This window comes from Labrenzia sp. THAF82 (genome assembly GCF_009363435.1).
Lineage (GTDB): Bacteria > Pseudomonadota > Alphaproteobacteria > Rhizobiales > Stappiaceae > Roseibium > Roseibium porphyridii.
Genome location: NZ_CP045354.1, coordinates 6,324,416 through 6,342,001 on the forward strand (window position 1 = coordinate 6,324,416; position 17,586 = coordinate 6,342,001).

17 protein-coding genes and 1 other RNA gene are annotated in these 17,586 nt (G+C 55.0%); 5 read left to right on the plus strand and 13 right to left on the minus strand.

The window, feature by feature from the left end:
• Positions 1-335: 335 nt before the first annotated feature.
• The 8 genes from recR to FIV00_RS29160 form a co-directional block, all read right to left on the minus strand.
• Positions 336-944, minus strand: a complete 609-nt coding sequence (gene recR, locus FIV00_RS29125; protein WP_152503978.1) for a recombination mediator RecR — start codon at positions 942-944, stop codon at positions 336-338.
• A gap of 18 nt (positions 945-962) precedes the next feature.
• A complete protein-coding gene (locus FIV00_RS29130; protein ID WP_173006273.1) occupies positions 963-1,268 on the minus strand; it encodes a YbaB/EbfC family nucleoid-associated protein in 306 nt (101 codons plus the stop codon).
• 206 nt (positions 1,269-1,474) lie between these two features.
• Positions 1,475-1,723, minus strand: a complete 249-nt coding sequence (locus FIV00_RS29135) for a hypothetical protein (protein ID WP_152503980.1) — start codon at positions 1,721-1,723, stop codon at positions 1,475-1,477.
• A complete protein-coding gene (locus FIV00_RS29140; protein ID WP_152503981.1) occupies positions 1,707-3,650 on the minus strand; it encodes a DNA polymerase III subunit gamma/tau in 1,944 nt (647 codons plus the stop codon). Before FIV00_RS29140 ends, FIV00_RS29135 begins: the two co-directional genes overlap by 17 nt.
• Positions 3,651-3,751: 101 nt before the next feature.
• Positions 3,752-4,150 carry a hypothetical protein gene (locus FIV00_RS29145; protein ID WP_173006206.1) on the minus strand — a complete coding sequence of 133 codons (399 nt, stop codon included), beginning with the start codon at positions 4,148-4,150 and terminating at the stop codon, positions 3,752-3,754.
• On the minus strand, positions 4,137-4,397 hold the full coding sequence (locus tag FIV00_RS29150) for a hypothetical protein (RefSeq protein ID WP_152503983.1): 261 nt from the start codon (positions 4,395-4,397) through the stop codon (positions 4,137-4,139). Before FIV00_RS29150 ends, FIV00_RS29145 begins: the two co-directional genes overlap by 14 nt.
• A 158-nt stretch (positions 4,398-4,555) precedes the next feature.
• Positions 4,556-4,653: signal recognition particle sRNA small type (gene ffs, locus FIV00_RS29155), an RNA gene on the minus strand.
• Positions 4,654-4,739: 86 nt separating this feature from the next.
• Positions 4,740-5,372, minus strand: a complete 633-nt coding sequence (locus FIV00_RS29160) for a LysE family translocator (RefSeq protein WP_152503984.1) — start codon at positions 5,370-5,372, stop codon at positions 4,740-4,742.
• Between the two features lie 159 nt (positions 5,373-5,531).
• Between FIV00_RS29160 and FIV00_RS29165 the strand changes: the two genes are divergently transcribed.
• From FIV00_RS29165 to FIV00_RS29185, 5 genes are all read left to right on the plus strand, one after another.
• Positions 5,532-5,951 (plus strand): HIT domain-containing protein, encoded by a 420-nt coding sequence (locus FIV00_RS29165; RefSeq protein ID WP_152503985.1) that lies wholly within the window; start codon positions 5,532-5,534, stop codon positions 5,949-5,951.
• Between the two features lie 101 nt (positions 5,952-6,052).
• Complete coding sequence (gene nudC / locus FIV00_RS29170) at positions 6,053-6,997, plus strand: NAD(+) diphosphatase (protein WP_152503986.1); 945 nt, start codon at positions 6,053-6,055, stop codon at positions 6,995-6,997.
• Positions 6,997-7,575, plus strand: coding sequence for a histidine phosphatase family protein (locus tag FIV00_RS29175; protein WP_152503987.1), 579 nt, complete (start codon positions 6,997-6,999; stop codon positions 7,573-7,575). Before nudC ends, FIV00_RS29175 begins: the two co-directional genes overlap by 1 nt.
• Before the next feature lie 70 nt (positions 7,576-7,645).
• Complete coding sequence (locus FIV00_RS29180) at positions 7,646-8,854, plus strand: lytic murein transglycosylase (RefSeq protein WP_209007118.1); 1,209 nt, start codon at positions 7,646-7,648, stop codon at positions 8,852-8,854.
• Between the two features lie 185 nt (positions 8,855-9,039).
• Positions 9,040-9,654, plus strand: coding sequence for a hypothetical protein (locus tag FIV00_RS29185; protein WP_152503989.1), 615 nt, complete (start codon positions 9,040-9,042; stop codon positions 9,652-9,654).
• A gap of 23 nt (positions 9,655-9,677) precedes the next feature.
• On the opposite strand, the gene FIV00_RS29190 is transcribed toward FIV00_RS29185, so the two are convergent.
• The 5 genes from FIV00_RS29190 to FIV00_RS29210 all read right to left on the minus strand — a co-directional run bounded on the left by FIV00_RS29190 (position 9,678) and on the right by FIV00_RS29210 (position 17,540).
• Entirely contained in the window at positions 9,678-11,309 is a 1,632-nt protein-coding gene (locus tag FIV00_RS29190) for an ABC transporter ATP-binding protein (RefSeq protein WP_152503990.1), read from the minus strand.
• Between the two features lie 13 nt (positions 11,310-11,322).
• On the minus strand, positions 11,323-12,582 hold the full coding sequence (locus tag FIV00_RS29195; RefSeq protein ID WP_209006749.1) for an ABC transporter permease: 1,260 nt from the start codon (positions 12,580-12,582) through the stop codon (positions 11,323-11,325).
• A gap of 3 nt (positions 12,583-12,585) precedes the next feature.
• Positions 12,586-13,710 carry a microcin C ABC transporter permease YejB gene (locus tag FIV00_RS29200; RefSeq protein ID WP_152503991.1) on the minus strand — a complete coding sequence of 375 codons (1,125 nt, stop codon included), beginning with the start codon at positions 13,708-13,710 and terminating at the stop codon, positions 12,586-12,588.
• Between the two features lie 66 nt (positions 13,711-13,776).
• Complete coding sequence (locus FIV00_RS29205; RefSeq protein WP_152503992.1) at positions 13,777-15,660, minus strand: extracellular solute-binding protein; 1,884 nt, start codon at positions 15,658-15,660, stop codon at positions 13,777-13,779.
• A complete protein-coding gene (locus tag FIV00_RS29210) occupies positions 15,660-17,540 on the minus strand; it encodes an extracellular solute-binding protein (RefSeq protein WP_152503993.1) in 1,881 nt (626 codons plus the stop codon). The genes FIV00_RS29205 and FIV00_RS29210 overlap by 1 nt, the downstream gene beginning before the upstream one ends.
• Positions 17,541-17,586 lie beyond the last annotated feature (46 nt).

Genomic DNA, 17,586 nt, shown 5'->3' on the forward strand with positions numbered 1-17,586 from the left:
AAAATCCACTTAAACCTTATGCGTGGAGTGAAATCAGAAGTAACAGCCTTTCAATAGCAACAAACTTCCACTCATCAGGCGTTAATACTGAAAAAAGATCAGATTTCGCGCCGAAACACAAGCCTCCAAGACACCGGTAAAAATTGTAACTGAAGAGAAAATCTTAATATGCTGCACAAATATTCGTGAATACGCCGTGGTTGTTCCAGTTGTCTTTCACGCTGCTCAATAATGCAGCTTCGATTTTTTTGATTGCACGCTGATAACAGCTATTTTGGACACGAAAGCCGGGCCTCCGGACAGGACAAATGACAGCTGGAGAAAGCCCGCATATTTCAGAATTGCGTTCGGGCCTTCAGCGCCTGTGCAAGTGTACCTTCATCCAAATAATCGAGTTCCCCACCAACCGGCACTCCGTGTGCCAACCTGGTGACATTGACCTCAAGATGTGAAAGCTGATCCATGATGTAGTGGGCTGTCGTCTGGCCCTCTACCGTTGCGTTGATCGCAAGAATGATTTCGCTCAACGGCTCATTTGTGCAGCGATCTATCAGGGTCGCCAGGTTGAGATCGTCCGGACCGACCCCGTCAAGCGGAGAGAGAGTGCCGCCAAGTACATGGTAGCGGGCATTGACAGCTCCGGCGCGTTCCAGAGCCCACAGGTCTGCAACATCTTCGACAACGACCAGAACCGACTGATCGCGTTTGGGATCAGCGCAGATAGTGCAGGGATCCGACGTGTCGACCGTTCCGCATGTGCTGCAAATACCGATTTCGCTGACCGCGACACCCATGGCCTCTGCCAGCGGGACCAACAGCTGGTCCTTTTTCTTGATGAGATGAAGTGCAGCGCGGCGCGCCGATCGTGGTCCGAGGCCCGGCAGTTTTGCGAGCAGCTGGATCAGCCGCTCGATTTCCGGCCCCGCAACACTTTTCTGCGCCATGTGATGCCCGCCCGTTTCTTAGAACGGCAGCTTCATGTCGGCGGGCAAACCCAGTCCACCCATGAGCTCTTGGGTCTTTTCCTGAATCAGGATCTCAATCTTGGCCTTGGCTTCCGTATGAGCTGCCATGATCAGATCTTCCAGAATTTCAGCTTCTTCTTCCTTCAACATCGACGGATCGATCTTCAGGCCCTTGAGCTCACCCTTCCCGTTGAGTGTCACTGTGACAAGGCCGCCCCCGGACGAGGCCACCGCCTCAATGTCGACGATCTGCTCTTGCAGGGAACCCATCTGTTCCTGCATCTGCTTGGCCTGTTTCATCATCTTGAGGAAGTCCACTGGATCTCTCCTTGAATAAGCATGTGCGCCGAACCGGCGACCTTCATTTGACGATAGCGTTTAGAAGAACGTTCAATGAATTACCAGCCCCAACTCTCTGCCCACATATCGGCTGGAGTGTGGGCAGCATCAAGTCCGGGGATGCTTCACTGATCCGCTTTTACCTGCATTCGAGCAACCCGAAACAGCTTCTACGCCTCCTTGAAACAAAGATAGAAAATCCTCGCAATGAGATAGAGTGCAACGAAGAAGAAAACACTGATAATCGTCAGTACAACGAGGAATTTGGTGAAGTCGTCGATGCCGCTTTTGGAAATGACAAACATGGACAGGAACGTGACGAATCCGGTCACGAAGAAGAAGATGAAATTCCATTTGATCTTCTGATCTCTCACCGTTTTGGCCGCGAGATCATCGGTTCCGTCAATCGTCTTCGTCATCGCCGAGCGCCTCGCCTAAAAGGGGGTCTGAAACCATCGGATCTGCCAGAGCAGCTTCGTCCTCTTCCGATACCTGTACCTTCACGTCGACGACCTTGGCCCCGGGAAAAGCTGATAGCAGGGCCGCGACGGTTGGATGAGACTTGGCGTCCGACAGCAGTTGTTGCTGGTTGGCTTCCTGCTCTTCATGAATGGTTGGACGGCCCTGATTGCGGGAGACAACCACGAACCATCTCTGGCCAGTCCATTCCAGCAACTTTCGACCGAATTCGCCCGCGATATCGGCAGGTGCATCTTCTGTGGGTTGAATTTCGATCTTGCCCGGTTCGAACTTGACCAACCGCATCTGACGCTGGATGGCGACCTTCATCGGAATATCGCGTTTTTCCGACGCCAGCGCGACACAGTCATGCAGGTTTTTCAGGCTGTAAGCAGGCTCTGACTGTACCTGTGGCTCGGGGGCAGCCATTGGCTGCGTGTCGGACTTCGGCATACCGCCTTCGATTGCGGCAAGTTGAGGCCGCCCCAAGGCTTGTACCGGCCTTGCCTGCATGGTGGGCCCGCTTCCGGCAGGTCCTGAACCATGTGAGGCTGCAACGGCCATCGCCGTTCCACCACCGCCGCCCGGGTCGCCGCTACCGCCCGAAGGAGCTGTGCCTCTGGGAGCGGCCGCACCCGCGAGCGGATTTTGCCCATTCTTGATCTGCGCCATCAGGTCGCCTGGATCCGGCAGGTCGACAGCATAGGCCAATCGTACAAGAACCATGTCTGCGGCTGCCAATGGCTTCGACGCCGCCTGTACTTCCTGCACGCCTTTCAGCAGGATCTGCCAGGCGCGGGACAATAGCCGCACGGAAATCTTTTCAGCAAATTCACGGCCACGCGCACGCTCTGCTTCTGTCACCGAAGCTTCGTCCGCGGCCTTTGGTGCCACCTTCATGCGCGTCACCAGATGGGTGAAATCAGCCAGATCCGTCAGGACGATGGCCGGGTCCGCGCCGACATCATACTGCGCTTGAAGTTCTGCCAGCGCCTTTTCAATGTCGCCGCTCATCAAGTGCCCAAAGAGGTCAATAACTCTTGCCCGGTCGGCCAGACCAAGCATCTGCCGCAGATCACCGGCTTCGATTGCGCCCCCACCATGCGCCATCGCCTGATCCAGCAAAGATAGCGAATCGCGAGCAGACCCCTCACCTGCTCTGGCGATCAGCATCAATGCCTCATCCGAGATCTGAATGCCTTCCGCGTCGGAGATCCGCTTCAGGAGGCCAATAAGTTTCGACTGATCGATCCGGCGCAAATCAAAGCGCTGACACCGGGAGAGAACCGTGATCGGAACTTTGCGAATCTCGGTGGTCGCAAAAATGAACTTCACGTGCTCCGGCGGTTCTTCAAGGGTCTTGAGCAGACCGTTGAAAGCCGCATTGGACAGCATGTGCACTTCGTCGATGATGTAGACTTTGTAACGCGCTGTGGCTGGACGGTATCGGGAGGCGTCAATGATTTCGCGAATGTCGTTGATGCCGGTATGGGACGCGGCATCCATCTCGATCACATCTACATGGCGTCCTTCCATAATCGCCTTGCAATGGGTGCCTTCCTGATCGAGCTTGACTGTCGGCCGGTCGGCGACACCCGGCACCTCATAGTTCAGCCCCCGCGCCAGAATGCGCGCTGTTGTCGTTTTTCCGACCCCCCGCACACCTGTCAGCATCCAGGCTTGGGCAATCCGGCCTGTATCAAACGCGTTTTCCAGCGTTTGAACCATTGGCTCCTGACCAACCAGATCCTCAAAGGTCTTGGGTCGATACTTTCGCGCAAGCACACGATAAGCGCCATCCTGGGTGGCGGGTTGCACCACACTGCTGTCGCTGATCAGACCGGGAGCTTCGCTGGCTCCCTCTTCCGGAAAACCTGTCTCATCCATGAGCCGCACAATAGCGACTTTTTCGCAAATATGGACGGCTTATTAAAAAGATTTCTGTGTGTGAAGGTCGCACCTCACGTCAAGCCAACTTGATGGTGGGTTCAAGCGTTGAAACGGTCCGGCATCAGGAAAACGGTCCTGGCACTTCTGCTGTTCAAACGGTCTGGCGAGTACCAGTTTCCCATCACGGACCTGGACATTAGATCAGTGTTTTTCTCCATGAATTCACCAAAGGTTTCATGGGTGGTTGACGCCATTCGCTCTGACAGAAGGCTCAAGAAGGCGAGCGTAACGGTCAGATTGAACTTGTCCGGCGCACCTGCCTTGCCGGCAATCCCCTGTAGGGCCCTGCAATAGGTGCGCGCTGCGTCCAAAAAATCGTATCTCTGCAAAATCTGGCAGGCGACACCAATGTGGTCGACGTGGCTGAAGCCGCGTGCATCGAGTGTTTCCGCCTCAAAACAATCAGCCAGTAGCCGATAGTCCCTATCTGTCACCACGTGCCTCTTCCTTTAATTTGTGGCTGTCCTCTGCCGAAAGCTCCAGGTCGTAGACGTTTTTAAGCTGTTCGATTTTGCCGAGTGTTTCTGCTGAGAAGGGCGGTTTGTTTTCAAAGCAATGGAGCGCCATGCCTTCAATCAGATCCCCCAATGAAATATCAAGATGTTCCGCAAGGCCTTTTAGAACCTTGAGAAGCCTCTTTTCCAGACGAACACCTGTCTGGACGCGTTCGATTTTTTTGTTCATTTGTTATTTTGGTACCAAGGTACACATGTTGTCAACATGCCTCATACACCGCTTGAGCGTGAACTTGCAGAAATGATGGGGGACCAAGGAAGACCAGGCACAAAAAAACACCGCTCCAAAGGGCGGTGTTGCCTGCAGCCATCTTGTGGCTGAAATGGGTGGGAGGCTGGCACGGCGACCCGTGCCGAGGCTCGTTAGGGCTGCTTCCTTCCGGATCTGACCCGGTTGGCGAGTGGCTCGTCCACCACCAACCTCCCGAGCGCCTTATATCAGATGCCCCCAGGGGGTTGGCAAGGGCTGGAAAGATGTTTTTTCGACGATGAATTCCATCGAACCCAAGAGCTAGGGGCGAAGCGTTGCCAGCTTCAGTCCAAATCCCATGAATACCAAACCGGTTACTCCCTTGAGCCATCGCTGAAACGAGGGGTTTCCGGCCGCTCGGCTGACTTTCGCAAGCAGCATGATCATGGCTCCGAACCAGAGCGCGTTGATCAGGGAATGCGTGGCGACAAGCATCATGGACGCGGTAATCGCACCCTCGCCGGCTGGAATGAACTGCGGAAAGGCTGCCAAATAAAACATTGAAACCTTCGGGTTGAGCGCATTTGTGAGGAAGCCCTCGCCAAAGGCCCGAACCAGCGTGCGTTTGTTACGCGCCGGTTGAACAGTCGGAGCGATCGCCTTGCGGGAAAGCGCATCGCGCAATGCTTTCAGGCCAATCCAGAACAGGTAAGCCGCCCCCACCATCTTGACCACAAAGAAGGCTTCGGCCGAGTGCACCAGGATCACGGAGATCCCGAGGATTGAGAGCGAACCATGCAAGAAAAACGCAAACACGAAACCGCCGACATTCGAAAAAGCTGCAGCTCGCCCTGATGTCGGAACCGTCTTGGCTATCAGCACTCCGTTTGGCCCCGGAGACATGACCAGTAATGCGGCAACAAGCGTAAAACTTAAAAGTGTTTCCAATGACATGACAAAGGCCCAGTGACTGATAACAGGGTCTTCCAGGCTGAGAATGCGGAAGACCGGTTCACATGATCTGCAATCTAGCTCTATGGTGTTGAATTGCAATCCGGGACGTGCTCGCCTGCGGATTGCGCAACCCCGCCTCAGTGTTCACGGATCAAAATCATGTCCTCTTTTGCCATCAATCCCCGTCTGGAAGGCGACAGTTTTTTCGTTGAAGATTTGCCGCTGTCCCAGGTTCGGCTGATGAAAGACGCAAATTATCCCTGGCTCATGCTGATCCCCCGGGGGTCCGATCTTGTGGAGCTGATTGACCTTACCGCTGAAGACCAACAACAGCTGATGCGAGAAATTGCGGTGACCAGCACGGCCCTGAGGATGGCCACGGACTGCGAAAAGCTCAATGTAGGAGCGCTCGGCAACCAGGTTTCTCAATTGCATGTCCATGTGATTGCCCGCTTTAGAGCGGATGCCGCCTGGCCAGGACCGATCTGGGGCGCTGTACCTTCAATTTCCTATGAACCTGAGAAAGCGGATAGCCTGATTGCAGATCTCCGGCGTGCTCTGGCCGATGCTACAGCTTGATTAGAACAGGTAACGAAAAGACCCTGCGCTGGACAGCAACCAACCACCGACTTAGTGTCAGGCATCGACCAACCCGCCCTTACCTTTTCAAGGAATACTAGATGCGCGCGCCTGCTGCCGGTCTCCAACCGATGGAGATGAGTTTTCTTGGCAACACACTCGACCGGCAATCCACGAGACGGGGTGACAAAGCTTATATTGAAGGGCTGTTGCAAAGACCGGATACGCAGTTCGTCCTGTCGACGGACAAGACGCTTGTCTTTAGGGGCGATGACATCCAATCCATTGGCCACAGCCTTGCCGAAGCTGTTGCTCTGGGCGCCGAAACCGGGGAAATGGTGTTTCTCGGGCTAAGACCTGAAAACGGCCAAGCCGTGTTTGCAACCACCATTCCACACTCTGACGAAGATCTGTCTGAGCGACCGGGCTTGCAATCGATCGACTTAAGGAACCTGGCGCTGAAAAACCTTCTGTCACCGGAAGATCTTGGCGCGTTGGCACAGGCAAGAGCACTGATACACTGGCATCGTACACACCGCTTTTGTTCCAGCTGCGGCGAACAATCAATCATGGCAGAAGCCGGATACCGGCGCGATTGTCCAACCTGCGGTGCGCCGCATTTTCCGCGCACCGATCCCTGCGTGATCATGCTCATCACCGATGGTGATCGTGCGCTGCTTGGTCGGCCCGCACGGCTTCCTGAAGGAATTTTCACCACCCTTGCGGGTTTCATGGAGCCTGGGGAAACCATCGAGCAGGCGGTGCGGCGCGAAACGCTGGAAGAATCAGGAATTGTGGTGGGTGAGGTCCAGCTGATCTCCAATCAACCCTGGCCATTTCCGGCAAACCTGATGCTCGGGTGCGTCGGCACCGCGACCACTTTCGATATCGAAATTGAAGATGACGAATTGGAAGCCTGCAAGTGGTGCAGCCGTGAGGAAGTCCGGCAAATGGTCGCCGGCACTCACCCTGAAGAACACAAGATACCGCCGTCTATTTCGATCGCCTATGAGCTCATCATTGGCTGGCTCGATGGAGTAATCTGATGACCTGGTGCGTTTACCTGACCCATCCTGAAGTGAAAATTGATCCCGACGTCCCCGTTCCCGAATGGGGCCTGTCCGACATTGGCCGTGAACGGGCAGGCAAAGCGACATTTTTGCCCTTTGCCAAAGAGATCAAACAGGTGATCTCCAGCGCCGAGGTCAAGGCTGTTGAAACCGCGCAGGTGTTTTCGGGCCGCATGAATGTTTTTCACCGTGTCTTGCAGTTTCTGCACGAAAACGACCGCAGCGCCACCGGCTTTCTTCCCCCCGAGGAATTTGAGGAGACAGCGGATGCTTTTTTTGCCAACCCTGCTGCGTCAATTCGAGGATGGGAAAGAGCTATTGACGCTCAGGATCGCATCGTGAACGGCGTCCGTAGCGCGCTGCGACATATTCCGGATGACCAGCCGGTGCTTTTTACCGGTCACGGCGCTGTCGGAACGCTGTTGATGTGCCACTTGATGGCAACGCCGATCTCAAGGCACTTTGACCAGAAACGCGGCGGTTGCTGGTATCGTTTCGAAAAAGACTGGCTGAGCACCCAAGAAGGGCGGCATTTGGGCTGGACAGAACTCTAAAGACGGTCGGTCCCGGGCTCGGATCGTGATAGGCTGCGGCGCTGATTTAAGACCGTGGAGCCTGCCTGTGATCCGCCCCTTGTCGTTTTTGTTCGCCGCCCTCCTGATTTTCGGCAGTCAATCATTGCCGGCGACAGCGGGCAAATATGACAGCCAGTTCCGGCAATTTCTGCAGAGCGAAATTATTCCGGCCGCCCGAAAAGCCGGTGTTTCACAGGCGACACTCGACAGGGAGTTGTCCGGTCTCACTCCGGATACGTCACTTCCGGGCCTGGTTGGCCCTGGTGGCAAGGGCGCACCTCCGAAAATCAATTTCCAGGCGGAGTTTCGAACGCCTTCGCGTTACTTCAGAGACAGCCAATTCAATTCACTTGTGCCTGGCGGGCGCCGCCTTATGCAGAAACACGCCTCAGCACTTCAGCGAATCGAGGCGCGATATGGCGTTCCCAAGCGGATCATTCTGGCGATCTGGGCGCGTGAATCGGGTTATGGCGGGGCCAAAATTCCTCACGATGCCCTTCGGGTGGTCGCCACTCAGGCCTTTATGGGTCAGCGCCCGGAGTTTTTCAAAGGGGAGGTAATCGCCGCACTCAGGATCTTGCAGAACGGCGACATTTCAAGACGTGCGATGAAAAGTTCCTGGGGTGGAGCCATGGGCCAGCCGCAGTTCCTGCCCTCGTCCTATCTGAAATATGCCGTCGATTTCGACGGTGACGGCAAGCGCAATATCTGGACATCACAAGTCGACACCATGGCTTCGATCGCGAACTATCTTGCCGAACATGGTTGGGCAAAGGGCCGTGACTGGGGCTATGAAGTCGTCCTGCCTGAAAACGTCTCCTGCACACGCGAGGGGCCGGACAACCGGCAAAAAATTTCTGCCTTTGTGCGAGAAGGTGTCAAACGTGTCAGCGGGCGACCTTTCCCCGATCATGAATTGAACAAGCCCGGGAACATTCTGCTGCCGGCAGGCCGGTATGGACCTGCCTTCATTGCGACCGAGAATTTCTATGTGATCAAAGAGTACAACGAGAGCGATACCTATGCTTTGTTTGTTGGACACCTTGCCGACCGCTATGGCAGCAACAAGGCGTTTGCAGGCGCATGGAAGCCAATGAAAGAAACCACTCGTGGCGCGGTTCGGAACCTGCAACAACGGCTGGAAGGCCTTGGGCATGATGTCGGTGGCGCCGATGGTTTGATCGGCTTCAAGACGCGGCGTTCGATCGGCAAAGACCAGGAAAAGAACGGTTTTTTTGCGACGTGCTGGGTCGGTTAAGGACCCAAAAACCAGTTACCGACCATCAGCTGATATGGCTCACCCGACTTTTCGAAGGGCGGCGTGCTTTTGAGTTGCATGCGCGGCTCGCATAGTGCCGCGAAAGTGAGTTATGAATTTTTGCTTTTATTTTTTATTGTTTTACGATAATTAATGAACTCCATTAGCAAAGTGGAGTTCCTCGAATGTTTGGACTAATGTTCCAGCGCGCGATCCTGTCGTCGTGCCTGAAATCCCTGTTTTTTGCCGTTTTGGTGTCCCTGGGTAAAACCGGCCTTGCCCATGGCGTGGACCTTGACGCGTTCAATCCCGCCAAGACCGATCCCGAGCAATTCCTGATCGCCGTCCAACATTCACAGAGGCTGAAAGTGCCGACGAATGGAGCCCGCATGAAGGTCGTCATGCGCGAGAAATCGTCCGGGCGTGTTTTGAAACAGAAAGAGATCTTTCTGACAAGAACGTCGCTGCCCGAGGAATCCGCTTCACAGTTCCATCGCAATCACGATGAAACGGTTTCAATTTTTCGAATTCCCGGAGCCCAGATCGACGAGTTACGCTCCCTGCAGGCCAAGTTTCTTTCAATGCCGGAATCGAAACGGAAGGCCATCAGCGGATCGTTGATGATCGATGTTGCCGGGTGCAAAGTCGATCCGGAAGACAATGGGCAAATGTTGATCTCAACCTATCTGAAAACGTCTGAGCTGCCAGAGTTCGTTGTCCTTGCTTCGGACTATGACTTGAGAAACGTGCCTACAAAACAAGGCGCTGAACAGCACGACCCGATCAAACCCTGTCGCTGATCTGGATATAAGGCGTTGTTGGTTCAAACACCAACCACGCCTTCCGGAGCCGTCTCCAGGCGGAAGGCTGCAGCCATCAGCGCCTTTGTGTAGTCGGTTTGGGGAGCGTCGAATATCTGCTCTGACGGGCCGGATTCCACAACCTTTCCCTGGCGCATCACGACAACTTCGTTGGCGAGCGCACGAACGACCTTCAAATCGTGAGAAATGAACAGGTAAGCGAGACCGTGAGCTTTTTGCAGGTCCCTCAGGAGATCGACGACCTGTGCCTGCACACTCATGTCCAACGCCGATGTCGGTTCATCAAGCATCACGAATTTGGGCTCCAGGACCATGGCCCTGGCGATTGAAATCCGCTGCCGCTGACCACCGGAAAACTCGTGCGGATAACGGTGGCGCGTGGACGCATCAAGGCCAACTTCTTCCAAAGCATTGGCCACTTTTCGGTCGCGCTCTTCGGGGGAAATGTTCGGGAAATGAACCAGAAGGCCCTCGCCTACAATGTCGGCAACGGACATGCGCGGACTTAATGCGCCAAAGGGATCCTGAAACACGATCTGCATGTCCCGCCGGAGGGGCCGCATTTCCTTCCAGGAGTTGGTCTGGATCTCATTGCCGTTGAACGCGATGCGGCCGGTGGAAGATATCATGCGCAGGATCGCCAGTCCGAGCGTCGTCTTGCCGGATCCGCTCTCGCCTACAATCCCGAGGGTCTGTCCTTCGCGTACTGTGACGTCGATACCGTCAACGGCCTTGATGTGATCTACAGTCTTTCGCAGCAGACCGCGCTTGACGGGAAACCAGACTTTCAGATTGTCGGCCTGAACCACAATCGGCTTGTCCTTGTCGGTTGCCGGAGGTTCGCCTTTTGGTTCGGCCGCCAGAAGGTGTTTCGTATAGTCGTGTTGCGGCTTGTCGAAAATATCGGCAACCGGCCCCTGTTCGACAATCTTGCCCTTGGTCATCACGCAGACCCGATCGGCGAACTTACGCACAATGCCCAGATCATGAGTGATGAAAAGCATGGCCATGCCCTGCTTCTTTTGAAGATCCTTGAGAAGTTCCAGGATCTGAGCCTGAACCGTCACATCCAGCGCCGTGGTCGGCTCGTCTGCAATCAGAAGATCCGGCTCGTTGGCGAGCGCCATGGCGATCATGACGCGCTGGCGCTGGCCGCCCGATAGCTGGTGCGGATAGGATTTCAAGCGTTTTTCCGGCTCTCTGATGCCGACCTGGTTCAACAGTTCAAGAACACGTTCACGCGCCTTTGCATCACTCATGCCGCGGTGAATTTTCAGGATTTCAGAGACCTGCTTTTCCACTGAATGAAGCGGATTGAGAGACGTCATCGGTTCCTGAAAGATCATCGAGACGCCGTTGCCGCGCACTTCGCGAAGTTTTTCTTCGCTTGCCTGAAGCAGATCCACGCCTTCCATCATGATTTTCCCGGAAGGATGCGATGCGGTCGGATAGGGCAGCAGACGCAGCACCGATTGGGCGGAGACAGATTTCCCGGACCCGCTCTCGCCGACCAAAGCAACGGTCTCACCCTTTTTAAGATCAAAGGAGATCCGGTCGACGGCGAGCGTCTGGCGTTTGCCCTGCGTGAAGGCAACGGACAGGTCTTCGACCGAAAGGAGGGTTTCGTTTGTCATTGTGATTTCCTCCCTAGCCCAGGCTCTTGCGCGGGTCGAATGCATCGCGCACGGCTTCGCCGATAAAGATCAGGAGGCTGAGCATGAGCGAAATCACCACAAAGCCGGTTATGCCTAGCCATGGGGCCTGAAGATTGTTCTTTCCTTGGGCCAACAATTCACCAAGCGAAGCCGATCCGGGTGGCAGCCCGAACCCGAGAAAGTCCAACGCCGTAAGGGTCGATATCGAGCCATTCAGGATAAACGGCATGAATGTGAGCGTTGCCACCATCGCATTCGGGAGCAGGTGCCGCCACATGATGACTGGATTGGACACCCCGAGCGCTCTTGCCGCGGACACAAACTCCAGATTTCGACCTCGCAGGAATTCGGCCCTGACAACGCCGACCAGCGCCACCCAGGAGAAGGCGAGCAGTATGAAAAAGAGAGTCCAGAACCCCGGCACCAGGAACGAAGAGACGATCAGGATCAGGTAAAGGGTCGGTATTGCGGTCCAGATCTCGATAAAGCGCTGGAAACCGAGATCAACCCAGCCACCATAATAGCCCTGAACAGCGCCGGCAGCGATGCCGATGACAGAAGACGCGAGAGTCAGGGCCAGGCCAAAGAGGACGGAAATCCGGAACCCATAGACCATGCGGGCCAGCACATCACGGCCCTGATCATCGGTGCCGAGCCAGTTCCAGTTGCCTATGACGCAATTCGGATCCTCGGCTCCCATCGGGTAGCGCGCGCAGCGTTCTTCCTTGTTCATGGTCCAGGACGGCGGCGCCGGGGCAGGAACCGGAATGTTACGGTTCACAGACCGATGATTATAGCGAACGGGCGGCCAGAGCATCCAGCCATTGGATGCTATTTCGTCCTGAATGAAGGGGTCCCTGTAGTCTGTTACGGCCAGAAAACCGCCGAATTTTTCCTCAGGATAATCCACGAATACAGGTGCGAGCAGTTCACCCTTGTAGGACACCAAAATGGGGCGTTCATTGGTCAGGAATTCCGCCAGCATCGCCATTGAAAACAGCACCAGGAAAATCCAAAGCGACCAAAAGCCTCTTCGGTTGGCCTTGAAATTCTGCAGACGGCGGCGATTGATGGGCGAAATACGTGAAGCGGTATAGGGAACGAGGTCCGCAGTGTCGTTGTGTTCGGTGACCGGTTCGTGATCCGTCTCGACAAAAGCTGCTTCTATTGCCGGCTCGTAGGCCACTGCCTCGCTTCGGGAATCGCCGATATCGAAGCTGCCACCTGTGTCGTTGCTATGATCGGATGACATGGCTCAGACCTCCCTGCTTTCGAAATCGATCCGGGGATCGATCCAGGTGTAGGTGAGATCGGAAATGAGGTTCACCAGAAGTCCCATCAGCGAGAAGATATAGAGTGTTGCAAAGACGACGGCGTAGTCCCGGTTGATCACCGATTCAAATCCAAGCAGACCCAAACCATCGAGCGAGAAGATTGTCTCAATCAGCAAAGAGCCGGCAAAGAATGAAGAGATGAATGCACCTGGGAAACCGGCAACGACGATCAGCATCGCGTTGCGGAACACATGCCCGTAAAGCACCTGACTTTCGTTCAATCCCTTGGCCTTGGCAGTGATGACATATTGCTTACGGATTTCGTCCAGGAAGGAGTTCTTGGTCAGGAGCGTCGTTGTTGCGAATGCAGACAGCACCATGGCTGTGAGTGGTAACGCCAAGTGCCAGAAATAGTCCGCAATCCGGGCTGGCCAGGACAGAGATTCCCAATTGTCCGACACCAGGCCTCTCAGTGGGAAGATGTCCCAGAAGGATCCGCCGGCGAACAGCACGATCAGGAGAACAGCGAAGAGAAACCCCGGGATGGCGTAGGCGACAACCACGACACCGGACGTCCACACGTCGAAGCGAGATCCGTCACTCACGGCCTTGCGGATGCCGAGCGGGATCGACACAAGGTAGGAGATCAGTGTCATCCAGAGACCGAGAGAAATCGAGACGGGCAGTTTCTCGGCAATCAGGTCAATAATTCGAATGTCCCTGAAGTAGCTCTCGCCGAAATCGAACCGCGCATAGTTCCAGAGCATATTCAGGAACCGCTCAAATGGCGGCTTGTCAAAGCCGAATTGCGCTTCCAACTCGGCAATGAATTCGGGATCAAGACCTTGAGCGCCGCGATATTTGGAGCTGACCGCGTCAGCCGATGCAGCGCCGCTGCCACCGGAGGAATCGTTCCCCCCTCCGAGCATATCGCTGCCGCCGCCGCTAATCCGTGAGGTGGCCGAAACATCGGTCCCCTGAAGCTGCGCTATGACACGCTCAACCGGGCCTCCCGGCGCGAACTGGATTATCACGAAGTTTATGGCCATGATTCCGACCAGCGTCGGTATCATGAGCAGCAATCGACGGAGAATATAGGCGCCCATGGATTACGTGCATTCCCTTTATCTTTGGCCTTCTGAAGCGGGCCGGAGGTGTCACTGTCGGAAAGATTACCCGCCTTTGCCGAGTTTTTGCGCCTTTTCCTGATCTATCCACCAGAGTTCTTCAACCGGGAAGAAATAACGCGGCGTTTCTTCCGGAAAGCCGTAGACATCCCATAGAGAGACATTGTGGACATTCTTGTACCACTGGGGAATCCAGTAAAATCCCGAGCGCAAGACACGGTCCAGAGCACTGGCTGCAGTGTTCATTTCCTCGCGAGACTGAGCCGCGATTGCCTTGTCGATCAAGGCGTCGACAACAGGACTTGAGATACCGGCGGTGTTGTAGGTTCCTGGCGTTGCAGCTGCCTTTGATCCCCACAGTTCGCGGATAGTGTCGGAAAGAGTTGGCGCAAGCGAATACCGGCGGCTTGCAATGTCAAAATCATAGTCGTTCAGTCTGGCCTGGTACTGGGCCGGATCGACAATGCGCAAGTTGGCCTTGATGCCGAGCCGTTCCAGGTTCTTCAACAACGGATTCGTGATCCTCTCGAAGGCTGTCGTGTTGTTGATGAATTCAACTTCAAACGGCTTGCCGTCCGGCCCAATCAGCTGCGAACCATCACGCTCATAGCCTGCCTCCTTCAGCAACTGGCTGGCACGGCGCAACAGCTTTCGGTCAAAGCCTGAACCATCGCTGACCGGCGGAGTTATCGGCTCACCGAACACGGTCTCCGGCACTTGATCCCGGAAAGGCTCCAGCAACTCCAGTTCAGCTGCCGATGGTAAGCCTTCAGCCTTCATGTCCGAGTTTTCAAAGAACGACTCGGTACGTTTGTAAAGCCCGTAAAAGAGGTTCTCGTTGGACCACTCGAAATCAAAGGCATATCCCAGAGCCTCGCGAACTCTCGGGTCCTTGAACTTTTCCCGGCGCGTGTTGAAGAACCACCCTTGTGCACCAGATGGACGGCCATCCGGGAAGTCACGGCGCACGACACGGCCATCCTCGACAGCCGGGAAATTATACTCCGTTGCCCAATTCTTGGATGAAAATTCTTCTCGATACAGAACATCGCCTTTTTTGAAGGCTTCGAAAGCAACTTGTCGCTCCCGGAAGAATTCCAGTCGGATGGTTGAGAAGTTGAGCTGACCTTTTGTGACCGGAAGATCATTTGCCCAGTAGTTTTCAACCTTGTGATATTCGACATATCGACCGACCGCATGCCTGCCGACCTTGTAAGGACCGGATGACAATGGAGGTGTCAGCGTTGACTGCTTGAAATCGTAAGCGGTGTAGTAGCGTTTGGAGAAGATCGGATAGTCGGCAGCTACCGCGAGGGGGAAACTCCGCGCCTGCGTTCCATCAAATTGAAACGCAACTTGGTGCTCGCCCAGCACTTCTGCATCCTTGAGGACGCCCAGCGGCTGGCTCAGCAGAGGATGTCCGTCGGCTTTCAGCAACATTATGGAAAACGCGACATCCTCGGCAGTCAGCTTGGACCCGTCATGGAACCGTGCCTCCGGCCGAAGATTGAATGTGAACCTGTTGCCGTCTTCAGAAACTTCGACTGTTTCGGCTACCAGCCCATAGACAGCATCCGGCTCATCGTAGGCTCGGACCATAAGCGTGTCGAAACAAAGCTCCATCCGAGGGGGCGCGTCGCCCTTCAGGATGAATGAATTGAACGTGTTGTAGGTCTGTACATTCTGATTGAAGTACCAATAGGGCGCCTGAAACGAGAAGGCTCCCCCTTTCGGCGCCTCCGGGTTGACGTACTCAAAGTGGGTGAAATCCGGCCCATATTTCAAGTCTCCGAAAACCGACAGGCCGTGCCTTGGGCCCTTTGGTGCCGCAAGAGCCATTTTTGCCGAAAGGGGTGTCGAAGCCGCAACTATTGCCGCTCCGGACAGTTGAAGCATTTGACGGCGTGTCGGAGACAAACACTTCTTCATCACTTGATCGCCTTCGTCTTGGCTGCCAGCTCTTCATCGTACCACCAGATCGTTGGAAATCCGGTGCTGAACTCAGGCATCTTTTCCGGATGTGCAAAGCGGTTCCAGCGCGCGGTTCGCGTTTCATCGGAATAGAATTGCGGCACCACATAGTGGTTCCACAAGAGCACGCGATCCAGCGCGTGCGTAGCAGCCACCAGTGTCTCACGGTCTTCTGCAAAGATAACCTTGTCGATCAGCTTGTCGATTGCTGGGTTCTTGATGCCCGCATAATTGGCCGAACTCGGATTGTCGGCAGATGTGGTTCCCCAGTATTCTCGTTGCTCGTTTCCGGGCGAGAGCGACTGACCGATCGCCAAAACGACAGTATCAAAATCGCGCGAACGTACACGGTTGATGAACTGGGACGTATCCACGAGCCGCAAAATCGGATTGATGCCGATGCTCTCAAGGTTCTTGGCATAAGGCAGCAGCGTCCGCTCGCTGGCCTTGTCCCGATAGAGGAACTCGATGCTGAGCTGCTCACCGGTGTCGGGGTCGACCATTTTGCGGTCTTTCAGTTCATAGCCCGCTTTGCGCAGAAGTTTTACAGCCTCGCGCAGGTTCGCCCGGACGTTTTGCGGGTTTCCGCCAACAGGGTTGGTGTATTCCTGAGTGAATACTTCCGGCGGAACTTCGCCCCTCACCTCTTCCAGGATCTCCAACTCCTTGCCTTCGGGAAGCCCCGATGAAGCAAGCTCCGTACCTGCAAAATAGGAATTGACGCGTTTCAGGAGGTTTGCCGAGACGATCTCGTTTGTGGTTTCGAAGTCATAGGCAAAGTTGAGTGCTCGACGCACGTCCGGGTCCTGGAATTTTTCCCGGCGCTGGTTCAGGAAAAAGCCCTGCATGACGCCGGAAGACCTGTCGGGAAAGATTTCCCTGACAACACGACCATCTTCGATCGCAGGAAAATTGTAGCGCTTTGCCCATTGGCTTGAGCTGCGCTCAAGATGATAGTCGTATTGATCGCCCTTGAAGGCTTCGAACTGAACTGCATCATCGAGAAAAGAGATGTAGCGGATTTCGTCGAAATTGTAGGTGCCGACCCGAATGGGCAGATCCTTGCCCCAATAATCGTCGACCCGTTCGTAGTTCACCTGCCGGTTGGCCGTGAAATCCTTGATCCGGTAGGGGCCAGAGCCCAGCGGCGGTTCAAGCGTTGCTCTGGAGATGTCGCGCGGCTCGCCTTTGCTGTCTGTGCCCTCCCACCAGTGCTTTGGCAAAATGGTGAGCTGGCCCATGATTTTCGGCAGTTCACGATTGCCAGATGAATCGAAAGTGAAGCGGATGACCCGGTCATCTACGATTTCCGTGTTCGTGACATTCTGGAAATAAAACTTGCGCTGTGGATCGAGCTCAATTGCCTTTTCAAAAGACCAGACGACGTCTTCCGGTGTCACGGGCATGCCATCGTGCCATTTGGCATCGGGATTGAGACGGTATTCGACCCAGGAATAGTCCTTAGGATAACGGACCGCGTCTGCCAGAACACCATACTGTGCACTGATGTCCTCTTCGTCGAGAGACGGCTCCATCAGGCTTTCGTAAATGATCAGGACGCCAGGGCCAATATTGCCCTTTTGAGCCAGGATGTTGAAGGTATCGAACCCACCGCGGCTGGCCAGGCGAACTGTCCCTGCAATCGGCGCGTCTGGATTTACATAGTCGAAATGAGGGGCATCCGGGCCATATTTCGGCGTACCGTTCAAAGCAGCAGCATGTTGCCATTCGGGTTCTTCTGCCTGTGCCGGACCAGTACCTAATGCCGTAGCAGACAAGGCTCCCGCCAGCACCATTCCTGCTGCGGTCTGCCTGATAGAACACCAATTGAACACCATGGGCTTTTCCGTCCCTTTCCTGTTTCCCAGGTCCAAATCACCGGAC